At 64.1% G+C, this 22,122-nt stretch carries 24 protein-coding genes; 12 read left to right on the top strand and 12 right to left on the bottom strand.

Features of this window, described 5'->3' with window-relative positions:
- Nucleotides 1-18 precede the first annotated feature (18 nt).
- From MK745_RS17515 to MK745_RS17540, 6 genes are all read right to left on the bottom strand, one after another.
- Entirely contained in the window at nucleotides 19-3,384 is a 3,366-nt protein-coding gene (locus tag MK745_RS17515) for an efflux RND transporter permease subunit (protein ID WP_243614523.1), read from the bottom strand.
- 6 nt (nucleotides 3,385-3,390) lie between these two features.
- Nucleotides 3,391-4,860 carry an efflux RND transporter periplasmic adaptor subunit gene (locus MK745_RS17520; RefSeq protein WP_243614524.1) on the bottom strand — a complete coding sequence of 490 codons (1,470 nt, stop codon included), beginning with the start codon at nucleotides 4,858-4,860 and terminating at the stop codon, nucleotides 3,391-3,393.
- Nucleotides 4,861-4,964: 104 nt separating this feature from the next.
- A complete protein-coding gene (moaB, locus tag MK745_RS17525) occupies nucleotides 4,965-5,507 on the bottom strand; it encodes a molybdenum cofactor biosynthesis protein B (RefSeq protein ID WP_243614525.1) in 543 nt (180 codons plus the stop codon).
- Nucleotides 5,507-6,124 carry a LysE family translocator gene (locus tag MK745_RS17530; protein WP_243614526.1) on the bottom strand — a complete coding sequence of 206 codons (618 nt, stop codon included), beginning with the start codon at nucleotides 6,122-6,124 and terminating at the stop codon, nucleotides 5,507-5,509. The genes moaB and MK745_RS17530 overlap by 1 nt, the downstream gene beginning before the upstream one ends.
- Entirely contained in the window at nucleotides 6,121-6,723 is a 603-nt protein-coding gene (locus MK745_RS17535; RefSeq protein WP_243614527.1) for a metallophosphoesterase family protein, read from the bottom strand. The genes MK745_RS17530 and MK745_RS17535 overlap by 4 nt, the downstream gene beginning before the upstream one ends.
- Nucleotides 6,720-7,511: a uracil-DNA glycosylase gene (locus tag MK745_RS17540; protein ID WP_243614528.1), complete on the bottom strand. Its 792-nt coding sequence runs from the start codon at nucleotides 7,509-7,511 to the stop codon at nucleotides 6,720-6,722. Before MK745_RS17540 ends, MK745_RS17535 begins: the two co-directional genes overlap by 4 nt.
- Before the next feature lie 145 nt (nucleotides 7,512-7,656).
- Between MK745_RS17540 and MK745_RS17545 the strand changes: the two genes are divergently transcribed.
- From MK745_RS17545 to MK745_RS17580, 8 genes are all read left to right on the top strand, one after another.
- A complete protein-coding gene (locus MK745_RS17545; protein ID WP_243614529.1) occupies nucleotides 7,657-8,613 on the top strand; it encodes an aspartate carbamoyltransferase catalytic subunit in 957 nt (318 codons plus the stop codon).
- A gap of 99 nt (nucleotides 8,614-8,712) precedes the next feature.
- Nucleotides 8,713-9,288, top strand: a complete 576-nt coding sequence (locus MK745_RS17550) for a hypothetical protein (RefSeq protein ID WP_243614530.1) — start codon at nucleotides 8,713-8,715, stop codon at nucleotides 9,286-9,288.
- A gap of 9 nt (nucleotides 9,289-9,297) precedes the next feature.
- On the top strand, nucleotides 9,298-9,741 hold the full coding sequence (locus tag MK745_RS17555; RefSeq protein ID WP_243614531.1) for a hypothetical protein: 444 nt from the start codon (nucleotides 9,298-9,300) through the stop codon (nucleotides 9,739-9,741).
- A complete protein-coding gene (locus MK745_RS17560; RefSeq protein WP_243614532.1) occupies nucleotides 9,738-10,286 on the top strand; it encodes an aspartate carbamoyltransferase catalytic subunit in 549 nt (182 codons plus the stop codon). The genes MK745_RS17555 and MK745_RS17560 overlap by 4 nt, the downstream gene beginning before the upstream one ends.
- Before the next feature lie 3 nt (nucleotides 10,287-10,289).
- Nucleotides 10,290-11,570 carry a dihydroorotase gene (gene pyrC / locus MK745_RS17565; RefSeq protein ID WP_243614533.1) on the top strand — a complete coding sequence of 427 codons (1,281 nt, stop codon included), beginning with the start codon at nucleotides 10,290-10,292 and terminating at the stop codon, nucleotides 11,568-11,570.
- Nucleotides 11,570-12,178, top strand: coding sequence for a glycerol-3-phosphate 1-O-acyltransferase PlsY (gene plsY / locus MK745_RS17570; protein ID WP_243614534.1), 609 nt, complete (start codon nucleotides 11,570-11,572; stop codon nucleotides 12,176-12,178). The genes pyrC and plsY overlap by 1 nt, the downstream gene beginning before the upstream one ends.
- A 3-nt stretch (nucleotides 12,179-12,181) precedes the next feature.
- A complete protein-coding gene (locus tag MK745_RS17575; protein WP_243614535.1) occupies nucleotides 12,182-13,057 on the top strand; it encodes a DUF6625 family protein in 876 nt (291 codons plus the stop codon).
- Nucleotides 13,058-13,167: 110 nt separating this feature from the next.
- Entirely contained in the window at nucleotides 13,168-13,734 is a 567-nt protein-coding gene (locus MK745_RS17580; protein WP_243614536.1) for a DUF805 domain-containing protein, read from the top strand.
- A 6-nt stretch (nucleotides 13,735-13,740) separates the two neighbouring features.
- On the opposite strand, the gene MK745_RS17585 is transcribed toward MK745_RS17580, so the two are convergent.
- Entirely contained in the window at nucleotides 13,741-14,298 is a 558-nt protein-coding gene (locus MK745_RS17585) for a hypothetical protein (protein WP_243614537.1), read from the bottom strand.
- 169 nt (nucleotides 14,299-14,467) lie between these two features.
- On the opposite strand from MK745_RS17585, the gene MK745_RS17590 reads away from it, so the two are divergent.
- Nucleotides 14,468-14,605 (top strand): DUF805 domain-containing protein, encoded by a 138-nt coding sequence (locus MK745_RS17590; protein WP_279391851.1) that lies wholly within the window; start codon nucleotides 14,468-14,470, stop codon nucleotides 14,603-14,605.
- A 37-nt stretch (nucleotides 14,606-14,642) separates the two neighbouring features.
- On the opposite strand, the gene MK745_RS17595 is transcribed toward MK745_RS17590, so the two are convergent.
- The 4 genes from MK745_RS17595 to MK745_RS17610 form a co-directional block, all read right to left on the bottom strand.
- Nucleotides 14,643-16,013, bottom strand: a complete 1,371-nt coding sequence (locus tag MK745_RS17595) for a glutamate--cysteine ligase (RefSeq protein ID WP_243614539.1) — start codon at nucleotides 16,011-16,013, stop codon at nucleotides 14,643-14,645.
- Nucleotides 16,014-16,078: 65 nt separating this feature from the next.
- Complete coding sequence (locus MK745_RS17600; protein WP_243614540.1) at nucleotides 16,079-16,597, bottom strand: hypothetical protein; 519 nt, start codon at nucleotides 16,595-16,597, stop codon at nucleotides 16,079-16,081.
- A complete protein-coding gene (locus MK745_RS17605; protein WP_243614541.1) occupies nucleotides 16,594-17,445 on the bottom strand; it encodes a GNAT family N-acetyltransferase in 852 nt (283 codons plus the stop codon). The genes MK745_RS17600 and MK745_RS17605 overlap by 4 nt, the downstream gene beginning before the upstream one ends.
- Nucleotides 17,442-18,167, bottom strand: coding sequence for a 16S rRNA (uracil(1498)-N(3))-methyltransferase (locus MK745_RS17610; protein ID WP_243614542.1), 726 nt, complete (start codon nucleotides 18,165-18,167; stop codon nucleotides 17,442-17,444). The genes MK745_RS17605 and MK745_RS17610 overlap by 4 nt, the downstream gene beginning before the upstream one ends.
- Before the next feature lie 11 nt (nucleotides 18,168-18,178).
- Between MK745_RS17610 and ubiA the strand changes: the two genes are divergently transcribed.
- The 3 genes from ubiA to MK745_RS17625 all read left to right on the top strand — a co-directional run bounded on the left by ubiA (nucleotide 18,179) and on the right by MK745_RS17625 (nucleotide 21,459).
- Nucleotides 18,179-19,144 carry a 4-hydroxybenzoate octaprenyltransferase gene (gene ubiA / locus MK745_RS17615; RefSeq protein ID WP_243614543.1) on the top strand — a complete coding sequence of 322 codons (966 nt, stop codon included), beginning with the start codon at nucleotides 18,179-18,181 and terminating at the stop codon, nucleotides 19,142-19,144.
- Between the two features lie 61 nt (nucleotides 19,145-19,205).
- The gene (locus tag MK745_RS17620) at nucleotides 19,206-21,146 is read left to right on the top strand and encodes an OmpA family protein (protein WP_243614544.1); all 1,941 of its coding nucleotides are present in this window, start codon (nucleotides 19,206-19,208) and stop codon (nucleotides 21,144-21,146) included.
- On the top strand, nucleotides 21,133-21,459 hold the full coding sequence (locus MK745_RS17625) for a hypothetical protein (protein WP_243614545.1): 327 nt from the start codon (nucleotides 21,133-21,135) through the stop codon (nucleotides 21,457-21,459). Before MK745_RS17620 ends, MK745_RS17625 begins: the two co-directional genes overlap by 14 nt.
- A gap of 19 nt (nucleotides 21,460-21,478) precedes the next feature.
- Here the strand turns inward: MK745_RS17625 and MK745_RS17630 are convergent.
- Nucleotides 21,479-22,122 (bottom strand): trimeric intracellular cation channel family protein (locus MK745_RS17630; RefSeq protein ID WP_347813661.1); only part of this gene is annotated, 644 nt, incomplete at its 5' end.

Raw genomic sequence — 22,122 nt, forward strand, 5'->3', positions numbered from 1 at the left:
TGGTTTTCTCAGAACGCTTTAAGCGCCGCCTTGGTCATCGGCCAACGCGCCCTCGCCCTGCCGCAGAAGAAGGTAGGCCCCGATCCCATAGGCCAGAAGACAGATCGCCCCCGCGCCAAGGATAAAGACGCCAAGCGCCCCGAACGATCCCATGCCGCCCTCGCTCCACGCCATGCGCAGGCAAATCACGCCCCAAAGCCCGACCCCGGCGATGCTTGGCACCACGACCCGCGCCAGCTTCGGGAACCGGCGCGCATAGCGCAGCGCCTTGATCTGGCGGCTCACGTCGCTCTGGATCGCCATCAGCGCCGGCACCACCAACAGCACAAGCACAAGCCCGAACCCAAGCCCAAAGGTCAGCGTGACCACCGTCGGCTTGAGGAACTGCGCTTGCTGGCTCTTTTCGCTGAGGAGCGGCGTCAGACCAAGCACCGTCGTCGCCGTCGTCAGGAACACCGGTCGCAAACGATCCGCCGCCCCGTCGATAATCGACGGCAGGACTCCCCGCTCCTTGGCGTATTCATCGACGGTCGAAACAAGAACGATGGAATCGTTGATGATGATCCCCGACATGCCAAGCAAACCGACCACCGAGAAGATCGAAAGCGGTATGTCGAATAGGTAGTGGCCATAGATCGCCCCAACGAGGCCAAAGGGAATGACCGACATCACCACCACAGGCCGCGTCCAGCTCGCAAAGACCCAGACCAGCACGACATAAATCCCGCCAAGACAGAGGATCAGCCCAACGCGCAAGTCCTTGAAGAACGCCTCTTCCTGCTCTTTCAGACCCGCAAGCTCCCAGCTCACCTGAAGCCGCGAGGCAATGTCCGGCAGGATCGACTCGACAAGCGTGTCGGTGATTTCCTGTGCCCGCACCGGGTCATCCTCCGAGATATCCCCCGTGACGTTGATAAGCCGCACGCCGTTCTCGCGCCGCACGGTCGAGAACCCGGTGCTGCGCGAGACGGTGACAATATCGGCGAGCGGCACATAGGTGCCCTCCGGCGTGCGCATCATACTGCCGTCGATGAAATCCGCGCTCTGCTCGCTTTTCGGAAGCTGGACCCGGATTTCCGCGCTACGTGGGCCAACCGGGTAGGTCGCCGCCTCAAGCCCGTTCAAACGGTGACGCAGGACACGGCCAAGCGTGTCGATGGAAAACCCGAGCGCCCGGCCCTGCGCCGTCAACTCGAGGACAAGCTCTTCCTTGTCATAGGCAAGGTTATCCTCGATGGCCGACACTTCCGGATAAGCCGAAAGCGCGGATTTAAGCGCCTCGGACGCCTGTTTGAGCGTCGCCGCCTCCGCGCCATAGAACCGCACGTCAAGCGCATCGCCCCCCGGCCCCGACCGCCAGCCACGGAAACTGATCGTATCGGCGAGCGGATGGCGCCCAACCTTTTCCTGCAACTCGCCCACAAACTGAAAGCTCGCATAGGGCCGCAGGTCCGGGTCGATCAACTCAATCGCGATCCCGCCAAGGAGGTCCGGATCAAGCCTTTCGGCCCCCGGAAGCGCGCGGCCCGAATTGCCCCCCACCTCGGCCATGACGAAATCAAGCGGGTTGCGGCCATAACGCTCTTCATACTCTTTGCCGAGCTCTTCCGTCGCGCGTTGCATCTCGCGCATCATCGCCAGCGCATCCTCCCGCGTTGCCGAGGGCAGCATCGAGAAGTTTCCCGTCACCGAGGGACGCTCCGGCGCGTTGAAGAACCGCCATGTCACATCCCCCTTGATGACAAGCGCCACTTGCGACGCAAGCACCAGCACCGCCAGAGCCATCACAAGGTAACGCAACCGAAGCACCCCCGCCATGAAGGGCCGAAAGAGCGTTTCCCGAAACCAGCGGAACCCCTTGTTCACCGTCCGGCTCGGCCAGTCATACCAATGCTCCTTGGCCGTGTGGGCAAGTGCGTGGGACATATGGTTGGGCAGGATGAGGAAACATTCGACCAGCGACGCCAACAGGACGACAATAACGGTAATTGGCAGATCAGAGATCAGATCGCCAAACCGTCCTCCCACGGCAGTGATCCCAAAGAACGCGATAACTGTGGTGAGCGTTGACGAGAAAACCGGCATCGCCATACGCCGCGCCGCGTTCTCTGCGGCGATCACTGGCGGCTCGCCAAGCCGTCTCGCCCGCGCATCGGCATGTTCGCCGACCACGATGGCATCATCGACGACGATCCCCAAGGTGATGATGAGCGCGAAAAGCGAGATCATGTTGAGCGTCAACCCAATGGCAAACATGATCGCGATGGTCGCCAGCATGGCGACCGGAATACCCGCGGCAACCCAAAGCGCCGTGCGCGCGTTGAGAAACAGGAACAAAAGCACCACAACGAGGACAAGCCCCACCGCGCCATTGTCGAGAAGGATATTGAGACGATCCGAAATCATCTCGGCCCGCGTGCGGATCAACTGAATCTCGACACCCTGCGGAAGGGTCGCCTCCATCGCCGCCGCAACCTCTTCGACGGTGCGCTGAATGGCGATCGCATCGCCCTTGTCGCTGCGGTCCACGCGCAGGGAAATGGCCGGTTCCTCACCGACGAAATAGCTCCGGTCGCGGGTGACACCCTCGATGCGGATCGTCGCCACGTCGCCCACGGTCAATTCCGACCCATCCGGGTTCGACCGAAGCACGATCCCCGCGATCTGGTCCGGGGCGCGTTTTTCAACGCCCGTGCGCACCCGTGCGTTCGCCCCCTCCACATCGCCCGCCGGGTCGGCATCGACCTCCTGCGCAATCGCCTCAGCGATCTCGGCAATGCTCACGTCATGCGACATGAGGTCGACCGAAGCGACCTCGACAACGGTTTCCGGCGCTGCCAGCCCCCGGATCGTCGCCCGCGTCACGCCTTCTGCAAATAGGCGCACCACGAATTCATCAACATATTGCCCAAGCTGTTCGGGATCGACCGGCCCCGTCACGACCACATCCGTCACACGGTCCCGCCACGCTCCGCGCCGCACGCTCGGCTCTTCCGCCTCTTCCGGCAAGGTGGTGATCGCATCGACGGCCGTCTGCACATCGTCGGCGGCGCGTCCCATGTCCCAACCCGGCTCGAACTCGAGCGAAATGCTGGCGAACCCCTCGGTGGATCGTGCCTCGGTGCTTTCGACGCCTTCGACGCTCAGTAGCGCAGGCTCAAGCACCTGCACGATCGCATCATCGACATCCGTCGGACCTGCGCCCTCCCAGACGACCGAGACCGTGACATTGTCCACGATCACATCGGGGAAAAACTGCGCCCGCATATTGGGAAAAGCGAGGCTGCCAAGGGTGATAAGCACCACAAGCAGCAGGTTCGCCGCCGTGCCATGGCGCGTGAAATAGGAAAGCAGTCCGCCAACTGGCCCGGTGATGCCCCGCATGGTGCCCTAGCCCCCCATCCGGCTTTCGATCCGCTGCACAAGACCGGCCGGAACCCTCGGCTCCGCGAGCGCCGCCAAAAGCCGCTCTTTCATCTGCTTGGGCATCTTCGCATTGCCTTCGACAAAGGCGACAAGGCGTGCACGATCCGCATCGCTGAGATCGATCAGCTCTTGTGTTTCCGGTGCCGCAGCCTCGGTCTGCACGGCATCAAGGCTAAGCGGCTTGACCCGAATACCGGGGCCAAGCAACGGCGTCAGGCGCGCCACGACCTGCCGCCCGGCAAGGCCCTCTCCGGTGACAAGGATACGATCCCCCTGCCGCCGCAAGAGCGTCACCGGAAGCGCCTCGAGCCGTTCGCCCTCACCTACGACAAGAACCCGCCCCGTCGCATCAAGCGCGCTGGCCGACAATTCGACTGCACCCTCAAGCGGCGCTTCCTCGACACGCACGGTTACAAAGTCGCCGGGTCGCAAGCCGCCCGGCGCATTGAGCCGCGCAAAGATCTGACGCCCGGTCTGGCCGTCGCCCACAACCGCCCCCTCGCGCGAGATGACGCCATCGGCGACAAGATCGCCGCCCATCACATCAAGCCGCACGCTGACTTCCGCCGGTCGCAACACCCCCGCGTCGTCGATCAGGCGCGCATATTGCGGTGTCGAGACCCGGAACGCCACTTCGAGCGCATCCGCATCAATCAACGTCGCAAGCATCTCATTGGCGGACACAAGCCCGCCTTCCACCACATTCACATCCGCAAGCATCCCGGCAAAGTCGGCGCGGATTTCCGTATCCGCGAGGGTCCGCTCTGCCTCGGCCAAGGCAATCCGCGCGCGTTCGATCTGCGTCGTCGCCTGATCAATCCGCGCCTCGGCGCTGGCAATCGCCTGGCGCCGTGTGACAACGGCCTGCCGCGCCGAAGACAAGGCCAGTTCCGCCGTCTCGACAGCCGCCGCAGTACCGACATCGCGGTCCTGAAGATCGGTCTGACGTGCCAAGGCCTTCTGGCGCAGCGCTGCCTGATCTTCCGCCGCGGCCAATTCGTCTCGCGCAAGGGCCAAGGCCCGCTCCGCGTCGCGCTGTTCGGCCTCGGCATCAAGAAGGTCATTGCGCACCCGGTCGAGCGCATATTGCGGGCGAGTCGGGTCGACCTGCACAAGGAATTCGCCCTCCTCGACCGCACCGCCTTCGACAAAACTCTCCGAAAGGTCGACGATGATCCCGCCGGTGCGCGCGCGCAATTCAAGGCTCCGGCGGCTCTGCACCTCACCGAACGCGATGAGATGCGGCGTGATCTGGCGCGGCACGGCTTCCTGAACCTGCACCGTCAGGATTCGCTCCCGCCCCTGCGGCGCGCGGCTATCCTTGGCCATGCTCTCGGAAATCGCGCCGACAAGGATCTGCACGGCAAAGATCAGAACCCCGGCGATCACGGCCGCAAGGAACACCCCGGTCAGGCTCTGTCTCAAAAATCGCATCGCTCGCCTTTCCTAAGCTGGCTTGATCGCACCTATGTCGTCACATCACCGCAGCATGGCCTACCCCTTTATATAGGGCATCCCGCATAATACGGCGCAGACAATCATTTCCGTCGCAAATGTTCATCAAGACGCGGGAAAATCTCGACAAAGTTACAAGGCAGGTGCCGGTAATCGAGTTGATACTGCAAAATCTCGTCCCAAGCATCCTTGCAGGCCCCGGTCGATCCGGGCAAGGCAAAGAGATAGGTGCCATTCGCAACGCCGCCCGTCGCCCGGCTCTGAACCGCGCTGGTGCCGATCTTCTGCATCGACACCATTGTAAAGACCGTGCCAAAGGCCTCGATCTCCTTTTCATAGACATCGCGATGCGCCTCGACCGTGACATCGCGCCCCGTGAGCCCCGTGCCCCCTGTCGAGATGATAACGTCGATCTCCTTGTTGGCACACCAGTTGCGCAGCTGCGTCGCGATCTCGTCGCGCTCGTCGCGGATGATCTTGCGATCGGCAAGGACATGCCCCGCCGCCTCGATCCGGCCCACCAACGTATCGCCGGACCGATCCTCGTCCAACCCGCGCGTATCGCTAACGGTCAGAACGGCAATGCGCACAGGGATGAAGTCTTTGCTCTCGTCGAAACGCGGCATCATGTTTTCTCCAATAGGGCCAGTCTTAGGGCCAGACTCGTGAAAATTCCGGCAGAAATCCAGCCGAGGACGCGCCTTGGCCCCTCTGCCGCGACAAAACGCCGTCCGATCCCACCCGCAAAGACCCCCGCCGCGCCGTTGACGACAAGCCCACCGAGGGCAAGCACAAGACCGAAGACAAGGAACTGCGGCAGAACTGGACGCGCGGGATCAACGAATTGCGGCACAAAGGCAAGCACGAAGAGGATCACCTTGGGATTGGTCAGGTTGACGATGAACCCCGCCCGAAGCGCGCGCCGCGCACTGGCCGGGCGAATCTCGATCGGCATAGCCCCGCCGCGCACCGATTGCACCGCAAGCCAAAGAAGATAGGCAACACCGACCCAGCGGATCAGGTGAAACAGGCCCGGATGCGCCGCAACCAACGCCCCAAGGCCAAGCCCCGCCAGCGTCACATGCACGAATGCGCCCAGCGCGATGCCGATATCCGCCGCGAGTGCTGCCCGTGGCCCGGCCCGCAATCCCTGCCCGACGCAGAACATCATATCCGCCCCCGGCGTGAGATTCAGCGCCAGCGCCGCCGGCACAAAGGCAAGCAGAACCGGCCAGTCGATCATTGCCGCGAAACCTCGAACCAAAGCCCTGCGGGGCCAAGGTTGACTGCGCGTGTCGCGCCGACCCTGCCCTCCTTGCCCTGCCCCTCATGCACATGCCCAAAGACGGCAAGCTGCGGCTGAAGCCGTTCAATCGCGGCAAGGATCGCGGTAGACCCAACCGATAACCCCCGGCTGGTGCGATCTGCGATGCCCTTGGGCGGCGAATGGGTCACGAGCAGGTCTACATCCTCACAGGCGGCAAGCATCTCTTCTGCCTGCGCCTCGCTCAGATCACAGGACCACGCCCCGAAAGGCGTCACCGGCACGCCATAGCCGAGCCCGAAAATCCGCACTCCGTCGATCTCGATCCCCTGCCCGTGCAACACGTGCCAGCTCTCTGGCGCGGCCGCGCGCAACTCGTCAACGCTCTCGCCATTGCCCGGCACCGCGACAACCGGCGCGGCGATCCCCTCAAGAAGCGCCATCGCCGCCGCAAGCCCCGTGCGCGCATGGGCGAAATCCCCGGCGGCAATGACAAGATCGGCCTCCCGGCTCTTCTCGACGATGCGGGCGGCATAGGCACGGGCAAGATGCAGGTCCGAAAAGGCCAAGACCTTCATGCGAGATCTCGTAGCTTGGCCTGAAGGCTTAGAAGATCGGCCCAAGCCTCACGCTTGGCCGAGGGCTGACGCAAGAGATAGGCCGGGTGGAACATCGGCAGCACAGGCTTGCCGAACGCCTCCTGCCAATTGCCGCGCAGCCGGGTGATCCCCTTGCGCCCAAGCACTGCCTGACAGGCGATATTGCCCATGAGCACGATGACCTCTGGCGCGACGATCTCCACATGCCGCTCAAGAAACGGCTTGAGCATGGCGATTTCCTCGGCCTCCGGGTCGCGGTTCTGTGGCGGGCGCCACGGCAGGACATTGGTGATATAGATCGACTGCGCCGAAAGCGGCACTGTGCGGCCCATCTCGATCGCGCCGAACATCTTGTCGAGAAGATGCCCCGCACGGCCCACAAAGGGCTTGCCCTCGCGGTCTTCGTCCCGCCCCGGCGCTTCGCCGATGAGCATGACGCGCGCCGCCGGATTGCCGTCGGAAAAGACAAGATTCCGCGCGCCCTTCTTGAGGTTGCAATGATCGAACCGCCCCATCGCCGCGCGCAGATCGTCGAGCGTCTTGGCCCCGCCCGCCGCCTCGCGTGCGATGGCAACAGGATCGACCTTGGGGCGCGTGACAGGGGCCGGGGCCTCGGCCTGCACCTTCGGTTTCGGCGCGGCCTTCGGTGTCTCGTATCGGTTCACCGGCGCATCGAGACACGCCTCCGTCGCCCCAAGCTCGACCTGCCATTCAAGCAGGGCGCGGGCGGTGTGAAAGTCGAGAGAGTCAAGCGCGTGCGATTCCATGTTGTTACCCTACCCTGTCGCGTGAACCGGGGGAAGTTGCCCCATGCCGCCCGCTGATTTGTCACAGCCGCACCCCCCAGCCGGGATTGCCCCGACCCGGCGCTCTACCTATAAGCAGGACACGCGGCGTCAAAAGGAGCGGGCCATGAGCTTCCGGCAAAAACACCTTCTGGGGATCGAGCCACTTCACCCCGAGGAAATCACCGCCATCCTTGATCTTGCCGATCAATATGTCGATCTGAACCGGCGCGACATGAAACATGCCGACGCCCTCACCGGCCTGACGCAGATCAACATGTTCTTCGAGAACTCCACCCGCACACAGGCGAGCTTTGAGCTCGCAGGCAAACGCCTCGGCGCGGACGTGATGAACATGGCGATGCAGGCCTCCTCGATCAAAAAGGGCGAGACCCTGATCGACACGGCGATGACCCTCAACGCCATGCACCCCGATCTCCTCGTGGTGCGCCATCCCCATTCCGGCGCGGTCGATCTCCTGTCGCAAAAGGTCAACTGCGCGGTGCTGAACGCGGGCGACGGTCGCCACGAGCACCCGACACAGGCGCTTCTCGATGCGCTGACAATCCGCCGCGCCAAGGGCCGGTTGCATCGCCTCAATATCGCGATCTGCGGCGACGTTGCCCATTCCCGCGTCGCGCGCTCGAACCTGATCCTGCTGGGCAAGATGGAAAACCGCATCCGCCTCGTCGGCCCACCGACCCTCGTGCCGCCGCATCTCGCCGAGTTCGGGGCCGAGGTCTACGAAGACATGCGCGAGGGCCTGCGCGATGTGGACGTGGTGATGATGCTCCGGCTTCAGAAAGAGCGCATGGATGGTGGCTTTATCCCCTCGGAGCGCGAGTATTATCACCGCTACGGCCTCGATGCCGAGAAACTCTCCTACGCCAAGCCCGACGCCATCGTCATGCACCCCGGCCCGATGAACCGCGGCGTCGAGATCGACGGAGAGATCGCCGACGACATCAACCGCTCGGTCATTCAGGAACAGGTCGAAATGGGCGTCGCCGTGCGCATGGCCGCCATGGACCTCCTCGCCCGCAACCTGCGCGCCGAGGCGGCAAACGCCCCTGTGGAGGCCTGATATGGAAGACCCCAAAGACCCCAAGATGAGCGGACGGGCGGCGATGCTGGCCCTGATCGTGATGTTCGCGATGGTCGGCCTGATCGTGTGGATCGGGGGATGACGCGGATGGAGGTGAAATCCGGGGAACACGGCCTGATCCGGCTGTTCTCGGTCGATCTTCCGCCCGAGCAACTCGCGGCCTTCAACAGCCGTAGTCTTGACGAAGACAACGACAAGAGCGGCTGGCCCCTTCGGGACGCGCTCGGCGCGGGCTATCTCGACGAGGATTTCATCGAATATTTCGACGTCGCCGACCTCGAGGAAATCGGCCTCACCGGTTACATGACCGAAGGCCTTGGCATTGCCGAAGCCGATGTCGCCGCCGATGCCGCGCGCCTGTCCAAGATCGAAGGCCACGTTCTCATCGTCCATTCCAACGCCTTCGACGGCATCGCCCAGACCCTGACGCCCGCCGCGCCCCTGCGCTGGATCGGCACTTGGTCCGAGGACAAACCCCCGGTGCAGTACAAACCCCTGCCCAACCCCGACCCAGAAGCCCATCTGGAGCCGCGCGGCGAAACCCGCCCCGAGATGACGCCGCATACCCGCGTGCTCTTTGCGATCTTCGCCCTGCCGATCCTGCTTCTCGGGCTCGGCGGCACGCTCTATGCGCTTTTCATCTACCTGAACTAGGACCGTCCCATGTCTGAACACCGCATGACCCCCAACAGCCCGCTCGCCGACGGCGAAGAGGTGCTGACCTCGTTCAGCGCCGACCGCGCAACCTACATCCGCACCAACACATGGATGGCCGCCATCGCCATGATCGCGGGCATGGCCGTGCTCTGGTTCATGGGCAACGCCCATATCTGGACGGGGGCCGTGGGCGGGCTTCTCGCCGTCTCGGTGCGCGCGCTCTACCTGATGAGCGAAGAACTCTCCGTGCGCTGGGATCTTACCAACCAGCGCCTTCTTGGCCCGATGGACCGCGCCATCCGCCTTGGCGAGATCAAAGAGCTGAACAAGCTCGGCTCGGTGGTGCAGGTGGTGACAAGCAGCGGCAACAAGTATCTCGTGAAATACCAAGGCGATCCTCAGGAGACGATCCGCAAGATCAACGCCGCCAAACTCGGGGGCGCCGTATGAGCCACGACCCCTGGGCAGGTATCCTCGACGATGGCGAGACGATCCTCTGGCAAGGCCGCCCCGATGGCGCGCTGACCCTGAGCGTCGCCAGCGTGATGACCTCGCTCTTTGGTCTTGCCTTTGCCGGCTTCGCCCTGTTCTGGATGGTCATGGCCTCGCAGGCGGGGGGCTTCTTCTGGATGTTCGGCCTCTTGCATTTCTCGGTCGGTGTCGGCCTCGCTGCCGGGCCGCTCTTCTGGGACGCCTACCGCCGCCGCCACACGTGGTATACCCTCACGAACCAACGCGCTTTTATCGCCACCGACCTGCCGCTCAAGGGCAGATCCCTCGACAGTTACCCGATCACCAACGACACACCGCTGAGCCTTGTCGACGGTCCACCGACGACGATTTATTTCGCCGCTGGACTGCGCCGGGGCTCCAATGGCAAGAAGCGCCATACCAAGATCGGTTTTGAACGCATCGCCGAGGGCCGCGAGGTCTTTCGCATGATGCGCCAAATCCAATCCGACGACACGCCGCGCGGCAACCGCAAAGGACACTGACCCATGACTTCCCTGCTCCTGACCAACGCCCGCCTGATTGATCCCGAACGCGATAGCGACACGCTCGGAAGCCTGCTGATCGTGGATGGCAAGATCGCCGCCCACGGTGCCGAGGTCGAGGTGCCCGAAGGGGCCGAGGTGATCGATTGCGGCGGGCATTGCCTCGCGCCGGGCATCGTCGATATCGGCGTGAAAGTGTGCGAGCCGGGCGAGCGCCACAAGGAAAGCTACAAAACCGCAGGCCTTGCCGCCGCCGCCGGGGGCGTCACAACCATGGTGACCCGCCCCGACACTCTCCCCGCCATCGACACGCCCGAGGCGCTCGAATTCGTGGAACGCCGCGCAAACGAGGCCACGCCGGTCAATGTCCTGCCCATGGCTGCGCTGACCAAAGGCCGCGAAGGGCGCGAGATGACCGAGATCGGCTTTCTTCTGGATGCTGGCGCCGTCGCCTTTACCGACTGCGACCACGTGGTGACCGATACCAAGGTGCTGTCGCGCGCCATGACCTATGCCCGCGCCCTCGGTGCGCTGGTGATCTCGCACCCGCAGGAACCCGGCCTCTCTGCGGGCGCCGCCGCCACCTCGAGCAAGGTCGCAACGCTGCGCGGCCTGCCCGCCGTGTCGCCGATGGCCGAACGCATGGGGCTCGACCGCGACATCGCCCTCGTCGAGATGACCGGCGTCAAATACCACGCCGACCAGATCACCGCCGCACGCGCCCTGCCCGCGCTCGAACGGGCCAAGAAGAACGGCCTCGACGTCACCGCAGGCACCTCGATCCATCACCTGACGCTCAACGATCTCGACGTGGCGGACTACCGCACTTTCTTCAAGATCAAGCCCCCACTGCGCAGCGAGGACGACCGCCTCGCCATCATCGGCGCGGTAAAATCCGGCCTGATCGACATCATTTCCTCCATGCACACACCGCAGGACGAAGAAAGCAAACGCCTCCCCTTTGAAGAGGCTGCTTCCGGCGCGGTGGCGCTCGAAACCCTGCTCCCTGCCGCGATGCAGCTCTACCACAACGGCTTTCTGACCCTGCCCGACCTGTTCCGCGCCATGGCCCTCAACCCGGCCAACCGCCTCGGCCTGCCTTCGGGCCGCCTTGATGCGGGCGCGCCCGCCGACCTCGTGCTCTTTGACCCGGATGCGCCATTCGTCCTCGACCGTTTCGCCCTGCGCTCGAAATCCAAGAACACCCCGTTTGACGGCGCGCGCATGCAAGGTAAGGTGCTCGCGACCTACGTGGCCGGCGCGGCCGTATACCGGAGAGACTGATGCCCGAGATCGCCCATACCCTTCCCGCCCTGCTCGCATGGGCGCTGTTCGGCTATCTCCTCGGCGCGGTGCCGTTCGGCATGCTCATCACCAAGGTTTTCGGCCTCGGCAACCTGCGCGAGATCGGCTCGGGCAATATCGGGGCGACCAATGTCCTGCGCACCGGGTCCAAACCGGCGGCCGTGGCAACGCTTCTGCTCGATGGTGGCAAGGGGGCGGTCGCCGTCCTGATCGCGCGCCATTTCGCAGGCGAAGACGCGGCCCAGATCGCCGGCCTTCTCGCCTTTGTCGGCCATTGCTATCCCGTCTGGCTCCGTTTTCGGGGCGGCAAGGGCGTGGCGACCTTCCTCGGCCTGCTGCTGGCGCTGGCATGGCCTGTTGGGATTGCCGCCTGCCTGACTTGGCTCGTCATCGGCGTCATCACCCGCATCTCCTCCTTTGCCGCGCTCGTCGCCGCTGCGGCCTCGTCCTTCTGGGTGCTGCTGCTCGGCCACCCGTCGATCTTCTTCCTTTCGGTCGCCACGACGTTGCTCGTGTTCTGGCGCCACCGCGACAACATCAGCCGCCTGCGCGCCGGGACCGAGCCCAAGTTCGGCACCAAATCCTGATCCATGCCTGACCCGCGCCTGGCCCTCGTTGCTCCGTGGTTCGGCCCTTGGCCCGTCTGGATCAACCTCTACCTCGAAAGCTGCCGCTGGAACCCCGAGATCACCTGGCTCATCCCCACGGACCAAGATCCGCCTGCCTGCCAGCCGCCCAATGTCACCTTCCTGTCCATGACGCTGGCCGAGTTCACCGCCCGCGCCGCCGCCGTGACCGGCCTGCCTCTTGTCCCAAGTGACCCCTACAAGATTTGCGACTACAAACCGCTGACCGGTGAGATATTTGCCGATGAACTCCGCGCCTTCACGCATTTTGGCTATACCGACAATGACATCATCTACGGTCGGCTCGCCTGCGAACTCACCCCAGAACGCCTCGCCACCTACGAGATCATCTCGAGCCACGCCAACCTACAGGCCGGTCACCTGACCGTGATGCAGAACACGCGCCGCGTCTGCCGCGCATGGCGGCACACGCCGAAATGGCGTCGTCATCTCCAAAGACCGGACCATACCGGCTTTGACGAACGCGCCTTTGGCCGCCGCATTGATCCGAACCGCTGGCATCCTCCGTGGCGCCGCTTTTCCGTGCTCTGGCACGAGATGTTCTCCATGCCCGACCGGGCCGGCACATGGCCCGATGGCGGCAAAAGCCCGCAGCACTATCACTGGCACAAGGGCCGCCTGACCGACGCGCGCGGTGCCAAGGAAGAATACGCCTACCTGCATTTCATGTTCTGGCGCTCCGGACGCTACCGCTCCGAGGCCATGGGCCCTGCGCCTTGGGACTCGCTCGACACACTCATGCATGTGGCATGGCCCACAGCGGCCGAAACCGGCTTTGACATCACACGCCAAGGTTTCTTGCCGCACAATTCCGTCTAAACGCCCCGCAGCGGTCCCCGCTTCGCCCCATTTGTGCCGCCTTCCCCCGCAATTCTGGCCGGGTCATTTACCCTGCGCCTGCCCGCGCATGCCCCAAGGAGTTGCCGCCCATGATGGGTCCGATCGCCGCCGCCGAATCCGTTGTCTTCAAATCCTTTCAGACCCGTGGCCGCGCGACGCGCGCCGAATACTGGTGGTGGGGTCTTGTACAGTTCTGCGCCCTGACCGCCTGCGTCTGGCTCGACTTCACACGCCATTTCGCGACCCAAACGCCGCCGCTGAACCCGATCGAATACGCCTCTTTCGTTTTCGCCATGGTGACGCTTCCCGCCAACTTCTGCGTCACCATCCGCCGCCTGCACGATAGCGGCCGCTCGGGCTTTTGGTATCTCATCACCCTCGTGCCCCTGATCGGCGGCATCTGGTTCCTGATCCTGATGCTCCTGCCGTCCGAACGCGACGACAACATCTACGGCCCCGCCCCCTATCTGCGCCATGCCCCGGCCTTCTCGGACGAAGACGGCACGACCATGCCCCAAATCGCCCGCAAGCGCCGCGATCCGATGCAGGCCTACGCGATCCTCGACCGTCTGCATGACGAACCCGACGAGGCCGCCATCGCCGCCCGCAAAGAGGAAATCCGCGACTACTATCGCAGCCGGGTGCTACAATCCTGATCCGGCTTAGTCCTGCTTGGCCTTCGGCGCGATGAGGCCCCGCGCCTCAAGCGCACTGAACGGCATGCCCTTGCATTCGCGCATCCCGTGCTTGCTCGTCGGCATCGGCAAGAGAGTCACCCCCGGACAGCCCCGAAGGTTCTCGGCCTGATAGGAATCCTTCGGACTCTCCGCCGGGTAGTGCAGCACGATCTGGCCCTCAAAGGCCTGTTCCGCGATATGCCATTTGAGGTTCTGCGTCTCCGGGTCCGGCAGCCATTTGTCGAACCACCGGTGCAACCGCTTGCCGCGCCCGTCGATTTCACGCGCCGCTGTGTCGAGCGTCGTAAAGGCCGAATAGCCCGCGATGGTCTCGATCCCTGCCGCCATCGACAGGGCAATCCCGCCGAACCCGCCGCCAGAAGAACAAAGCGTCAGCGCCTCGGCATACTTGGCCCGTTCCTCGCGCAGGAACTCTGCAAGCGCCTCTGCCGACAGGAAATCATCCCCGCCCGTGATGAAAAGATCCTTACAGGTGTTGGTCAGGAAATGAATGTCATACCCCCGCGCCCGTAGGTTTCGCATGATCTTCTCTTTCGGATACCCGACCAGCTTTCCGCTAAAGCCGGAAAATATGAACACGACCCTGTCGCCCATAAATTGTCCCTCGCATTCAATCCCTTGCCCCATGCGCAGCGACTGCGCCGCACGAGCGTAGTGCGGCATAGACCCAAGGTCCAGAACGTCAAAGGCTCTGCACGATCTCGACAAATCGGGATGGTGGTTGCTGATCGGCCTGATCCCGATCCTCGGCGCGCTTGTGCTAATCTACTGGTTCATCCAGCCCGGCACCGCCGGCTCCAACCGCTTCGGCCCCGCACCGCAGGCCTGAAAAGACCAAGGGCGGGGACATCCCCGCCCGTTGTCGCTCAGTAGCTATACTCTTTGTAAATCCGGCTGAGATCTCCATCCCAGTCACCATAGTAATGGTCAAGAAGCTCGTCCGCCGGGACCTTGCCGCTCTCGACGCTTTCCTTGAGCGCATCGAGGAAATGCGTCTCGTCCGGCACGAGGCCCCCGGCCCCGACCCGGCCGCGCGCCTTGAGGCCCGCCTCGGCAATGCCAAGCACCTCCTGCGCAAGCTCCTGCATCCGCACCTTGCCCGCCTGCGCCTGAAGCCCGTCAACGCTCGCTGAGACGCGTAGCATCTCGCGCGTCTCCGCGTCCCAGCCCTTGACGAGATCCCATGCCGCATCAAGCGAGGACTGGTCATACATGAGACCGACCCAAAACGCTGGCAGCGCACAGAGACGCCGCCATGGGCCGCCATCGGCTCCGCGCATCTCCATGTATTTCTTGATCCGTGCCTCGGGGAAGGCCGTCGTCAGATGGTCCGCCCAGTCGCTGAGGGTCGGTGTCTCGCCCGGCAACGCAGGCAATTCGCCCTTGAGGAAATCGCGGAAGGACTGGCCCAGCGCGTCGATATACTCGCCGTCGCGATAGACAAAATACATCGGCACATCGAGCGCGTAGTCTACCCAGGCCTCGAACCCGAACCCCTCGTCAAACACAAAGGGCAACATGCCCGTGCGCGCCGGATCAAGATCGCGCCAGATCCGCGAGCGCCAGCTCTTATGCCCGTTGACCTTGCCGTCAAAGAACGGCGAGTTGGCGAAAAGCGCGGTCGCGACGGGCTGAAGCGCAAGCGCCACGCGCAGCTTCTGCACCATGTCCGCCTCGCTGGCAAAATCAAGGTTCACCTGCACGGTGCAGGTCCGGTACATCATGGATTTGCCCATGGTCCCGACCTTGTCCATGTAATCCGTCATCAGCCGGTAGCGCCCTTTGGGCATCTGCGGCATCTGCTCATGGCTCCAGATCGGCGCGGCACCAAGACCGATGAACCCGACGCCGATCTTATCGGAAATGTCTTTCACATCGGCAAGGTGGCGGTTCACCTCGTCACAGGTCTGGTGAATATTGTCGAGCGGCGCACCCGAAAGCTCAAGCTGTCCGCCCGGCTCGAGCGAGACATTCGCCCCGTCCTTTTCCAACCCGATGAGCTTGCCCGCTTCTTCCACGGGCGACCATCCGTGCCCGTCGCGCAGCCCCTCGAGAACCGCAAGGATCGAGCGTTCGCCCTCAAACGGCAACGGCTTCAGCGTATCCTTGCAATAGCCGAACTTCTCGTGCTCGGTCCCGATCTTCCACGCGTCTCGCGGTTTGCAGCCGGATTCCAGATATTCGGCAAGCTGGGAATAGTGTTCAATCGGCCCGCCGCCGGATTGGGGGATGGACATCGCTGGTCTCCGGTCCTGTGTCTTCGCGCATGTCTGACCACTCCTGCGATCAATTTACGCCGGTGTCAATGTAACCTTGCGGCACCGGAGGACCAGATCACGACAGGGTGATCTGCGGCCCCTTCCCGGTTGTTGAGTGCGTGAAGCATCGCGCCTGTGCGCATCCCCGGCAAGGTCGCGAAAGCATCGAAAAGCGCCTCGGCCCCTTCCGCATTGGTGGGAATGACAAGCGCCGCCTGTCCCGGCTGATGCAGCCGCCAGACCGACGTGTCCCCGCCCCCGGCAAGCTCGATCCGGCTCACATCCCGAAGCGCAACCGACCCGCCCCACCACGGCCCATAGTACATGACCTCGCCTTCATCGACCTGCACAACGCCCGGCCCGCCCTTGCCGGTGCGAAACCGCGCCCGCTGCACGCCGGTAAAGATCAGGAGCGCCCCGATAAGAAACACGCCATACCCGACCCAACGTAAAACGCCGAACCCGCTCGCCATCCAGACGCCAAGCAGAAGCACCGCAGCGCCAACAAGCACCTCGCGCCAACGCAGGATCAAGGCCTGCGCTTCTGGTCGCACGAAACTCATCGCGGCGACCCGAGTTGCACCGGCGGATCAAGAAGCGCGACGCGGTAATCGCCCGCTCTCTGAAAGCCGATCCCTTCATATATCCGTGCAGCCCGCTCCGATCCGGCGAAAAGGATTGCCCGCGCGATCCCCTCGCCCCGCAACTCGGCCAGTTGCGCCGCAACAACCGTCGCTGCGAGCCCCTCTCCGCGCCGATCGCGGCGCACGAAAACGCCGCCAATCTGTACCGCAAGCCCCGCATGGGCATTGACCGCGCTCATCGCAACCGGCCCGTCCTCGCATTCAAGAAGCCAAACCGTTTCGGCCGCAATCGCCTCTTCGGCGCGCAGATCGAGCGGCCGCATATCGCCGCCCTCGCCAAGCCCGTTATCCTCGTCCAACTGCTGGAACCACGTCATGAGAAGCGCTTTGTCGCTCTCCTGTGGCGCACGCACCACAGCATCGCTCTCGCCCACCTGCGCGAGGTCGATCGTATAAAGCGGATCGACATCATTCACGCCGAGCGCATCCGCCTCGAACGGCAATGCCTCAAGGATCGTCGCCACCTGTTCGGCCTCGCCCGTCATGCCGCGCAGCACATAGCCCTGCAACAGATGCGCATAGGTCTGTGCCTCCGTCGCGCCGATCCCCGGCAGCTGAGACAAGAGCATCCCGCCATTCGTCGCCCCGAAAATCCCGGTGATCCCGTCGCCCGTCTCGCGCAGGAAAAACGCCGTGCCATGCGGATGGGTGCGATTGTCGACCCCGAACTGTTCGAGATTGCCCAAAAGGAACATCGAGCTTTCGATGCGCTCCTCAAGGAAGGCCATCATCGCCGGAATGTCTTTGTCTTCCGCCTTTCGGATCATCCCCAATCCCCCAACGCCTGCTGCCAGACCGTCATCGCCGCGACCGCCGCCGTATCGGCGCGCAAGATACGCGGCCCGAGGCTGACCACATGGGCAAAGGGCAAGGCCTGAAGCCGCGCCCGCTCCTCCTCGGAAAACCCGCCCTCGGGTCCGATCAGGATCGCCCAAGGCCCGGCCCCGGCCGCGCCAAGCGTCTTCGCCGCGCCGACCTCGGCCTCATCGCAGAACATGAGCTGTCGCCCCTCGGGCCAATCGGCCAATAGCCGGTCGAGCTTTTGCAGGTCGCACACGTCCGGCACGAACGTGCCGCCGCATTGCTCTGCCGCCTCGACGGCATGGGCCTGAAGACGGTCCTGCCGAATACGCTCGGAGTTGGTAAAGGCGGTCTGCACTGGCATGATCTTTGCCGCCCCCATCTCCGCCGCCTTCTCGACGATGAAATCGGTGCGCGCTTTCTTGATCGGTGCGAACAAAAGCCAAAGATCGGGCGGCATCTGCAACGGCTTCGTCTGCGTCGCACAGGTCAACACGCCGCCGCGCTTGCCCGCCTCAGCAACCTCGGCCCGCCATTCCCCGTCCCGCCCGTTGAACAGCAACACAGGATCACCGACCGCCATCCGCATCACCCCGAAAAGGTAATGCGCCTGATCCCGGTCGAGAGGAACCGTTTGCCCTTCCCCCAGCGGGTGCTCTACATAAAGCCTGACTTTTGCTTGTTTCATGGACCCTTCTTATGGCCAACACCCCGTCAACGCCAGAGCCTCAAGGTCAGGTTTCCGACGCCGTGCGCGGCAACTGGGTCGACCATCTGGCCCCCGCTCCGACGCGCCCCTACCTGCGCCTGTCGCGCGCCGACCGTCCCATTGGCACATGGCTGCTGCTGCTGCCCTGCTGGATGAGCCTCCTGCTCGCCATGCTCTCGGATGGACAGGCACGCTGGGAAGATCTCTGGATCGCCATTGGCTGCGGCATGGGAGCATGGCTGATGCGCGGCGCGGGCTGTACGTGGAACGACATCACCGACCGCGACATCGACGGCAGCGTCGAGCGCACCCGCTCGCGCCCGATTCCCTCGGGCCAAGTCACCACCCGTCAGGCCGTCGCCTATATGGCCGCACAGGCGCTCATCGCCTTTGCCATCCTGCTGACGTTTCATCCGATGGCGATCCTGCTTGGCGTGCTCTCTCTTGGCCCGGTGGCGATCTACCCCTTCGCCAAACGCTTTACATGGTGGCCACAGATTTTCCTCGGCCTCGCCTTCAACTGGGGCGCGCTTCTGGCCTGGACCGCCCACACCGGGAGCCTCGCATGGCCGCCCGTGGTGCTCTACGTCACGGGCATCTGCTGGACCCTGTTCTACGATACGATCTACGCCCATCAGGATACCGAAGACGACGCCCTGATCGGGGTCAAATCGACCGCCCGGCTCTTTGCCGACAAGACCCCGCAATGGCTTCAGGGGTTCCTGATCGGCACCGTCACCCTGATGAGCATCGCCACCTACCTCGCCGCACGCGATCAAAGCCCGCTGGCGCTTGTCGTGGCACTGGCCGGGCCGTGGGCGATGGGCTGGCACATGCAATGGCAACTGCGCCGCTTCAACCCGGACGACAACCCAACGCTTCTGATGCTGTTCCGGGCCAACCGCGACACCGGCCTGATCCCCTTGCTGTTTTTCGCCGCTGCCTGTTTCCTTTGATTGCCCTTGCCTCTCCGGCGTCGTATCTACCCGGTATCACAAGAGAGTAGACCACTTTCGCATGCGCCTTTCGTCCGTTCTGATTCCCTTCGCCGCCTTTGTGGCCGCCGCCTTCCTCTCCATCGTCGCCGCCGTGCTTTCGGCGGACATGATCGAGGATGCCTCCCAACGCGGGGTGCAATCCGAATTGGCACGGGACGGGATGACGTGGGCCGATGTCCACGCCGAAGGGCTTCAGGTCTTCCTGACCGGCATCGCCCCGACCGAGGCTGAACGTTTCAAGGCGATCTCCGCCGCCGGGCGCGTGGTCGATGCCGCCCGCGTCATCGACAACATGCAGATCGAGGCCACCGCGGGCATTGCCCCGCCGCGCTTCTCGGTCGAAATCCTGCGCAACGAGGCCGGGATTCAGCTCATCGGCCTGATCCCCGAAGCCTCCGACCGGGACCGCCTCCTGCGCGAACTCGGCCGCCTCGACGGCGACCCCGAAGTCACCGATTTCCTCGAGACCGCGGCCTATGACATGCCCGACGGCTGGCAGACCGCGCTCAACTACGCGCTCTCCGCGCTGGAAGAGCTTCCGCGCTCGAAGATTTCCGTCGAGACCGGGCGCGTCGCCATCACCGGCATGTCCGATAGCCCCGAAGAGCGCCGCGAGATCGAACAAGCGCTGCGCCGCATGGCGCCGCCGACGCTCGAACTCGTGCTCGATATCTCCGCGCCCCGCCCCGTCATCACGCCATTTACCCTGCGCTTCATCGCAGACGCAGGCGGCGCGCGCTTTGATGCCTGCTCGGCCGATAGCGATGAAGCCCGCGACCGCATCCTCGCCGCGGCCCAAACCGCCGGGCTGCAGACCGACGCGACCTGCACCATCGGCCTTGGCGTGCCGACCCCGCGTTGGGCCGATGCCGTGGAAATCGCCCTCGACGGCATTGACCGGCTTGGCGGCGGCTCGGTGACCTTCTCCGACGCCGACATCACCCTCGTCGCCCTCATGGGCACCGACCCGGATCAGTTCGACCGCGTCGTGGGCGAGCTGGAAACCTCCCTTCCCGAGGTCTTCGCCCTGCACTCCACCCTGCCGACGCCGGTCGAAGAGGACAGCGAAGCCCCCGAGTTCACCGCCACGCTGAGCCCCGAAGGCCTCTTGCAGATGCGCGGCCGCCTGCCCAACGAACTCACCCGCACCATGACCGAAAGCTACGCCGCCTCGCGCTTTGGCAGCGGTGGTATCCACATGGCAGCCCGCCTCGACGAAACCCTCCCCGCGACATGGAGCCTGCGCGTCATGGCCGGGCTCGACGCGCTCTCGCATGTCAACAATGGCGTGCTGACGGTGACCGGCGAATCCGTCTCCGTCACCGGCTTTACCGGCGACGCCCGCGCCAATGACGATATCTCCCGCCTCCTCGCCGACAAGCTCGACAAGACCGATCATTTCGCCATCGACGTGACCTACCTCGAAGAGCTCGACCCGATCGCGCAACTGCCCACCCCCGAGGAATGCGTCGGCAAGGTCAAATCCGTCCTCGACGCCCAGCAGGTCACCTTTGAACCCGGCTCAGGCACGCTCGACGCCGAGGCCGAGCCCGTCCTCGACAGCATCGCCGAGATCCTGCGCGCCTGCGAAGCGATCAGCCTCAAGCTCGAGATCCAGGGCCACACCGATAGTCAGGGCCGCGAGGAAATGAACCAGGCCCTAAGCCAGACCCGCGCCCAATCGGTCCTCAACGCCCTGCATGACCGCCGCATCCTGACCTCGGGCTTTACCGCCGTCGGCTATGGCGAAACCACGCCCATCGCCGATAACGACACCGAGGAAGGCCGCGAAGCCAACCGCCGTATCGAATTCGTCCTCATCCGCCCGGCCGAGGACACCGAGACCGAGGCCGCCGCGGCCGAGACCCCTGAAGAGACCGCCCCCGAAGACGCGGCCCAAGAAGACCAAGAAAGCGCCGATAGCGCACCGCAGGAGACAGACCAAGATGACCAGAACTGATTTCATCATCGCCACCGCCGTCATCCTTTTCGTCGCCTTCTGCGTCGGTTGGTTCGCCAATTGGCTGGTGCATCGCTTCTCCCGCGTGAGTCAGGCCGATGTCGACCAACTCGAACGCATGAGTCAGGAACTCCACGAGGCCGAGGAAACCCGCGACCAAGCGATCACCTACCTGCAACAGCGTGAGGCCGAACTCACCAACCAACTCGCCCAGACCGAGGCCGAACTGACCGCCGCCATGGACGGGTTGCGCGACGCCCGCTACGAGGCCGAGGAACTGCGCAGCTATATCGAACGGATGAACGCGGGCTAATCCGCGCCCCGGTCCCGCCTCACTCCGAAACCGGCCGCGCCCACAAAAGCACAAGCCGCGCCACGAGGATGAGGCCGAACCCCACCAGCGTCGCCGCCGGATCGCCGAGCCACTCCACCAGCCCGAGATAGACCGCCCCGCCCGCAAGGGAGAGCGTCGCATAAAGGTCTTCGCGCAGCACGCTCGGCGTGATGTTGCACAACAGATCGCGGATCATGCCGCCGGCCGTCCCGGTCACGCAGCCGATCACCACCGCAATGACCGGCGACACCCCCGCCTCAAGCGCCACCTGCACCCCGGTCAGCGTGAACAGCGCCAGCCCGATCGCATCGAGATACATCAAAAGCCGGAGCCTCTGCCCATTCCCGCCGGGCATCCCCCGCGCCACGAAATAACTCGCGATGGCCACCGGCACCGCAACGAAAAGAAACGTCGTATCCTCGACCCAGAACACCGGCACCCGCCCGACCAACAAGTCGCGCAACGTCCCGCCCCCGACCGCCGTCACCACACCAAGCACCGTCGCCCCGAACAGGTCCAACTCAAACCGCCGCGCCTGTATCGCCGCCGACGCCGCCATCACCGCCGTCGCCACAACGGTGAGCGCAAGAAAGATATGCGGGAAACTGTCCATGGGGCCGGGTCCATTGGTTGGGGTGTGTG

Source organism: Shimia aestuarii (assembly GCF_022814865.1).
Taxonomy (GTDB): domain Bacteria; phylum Pseudomonadota; class Alphaproteobacteria; order Rhodobacterales; family Rhodobacteraceae; genus Shimia; species Shimia aestuarii_A.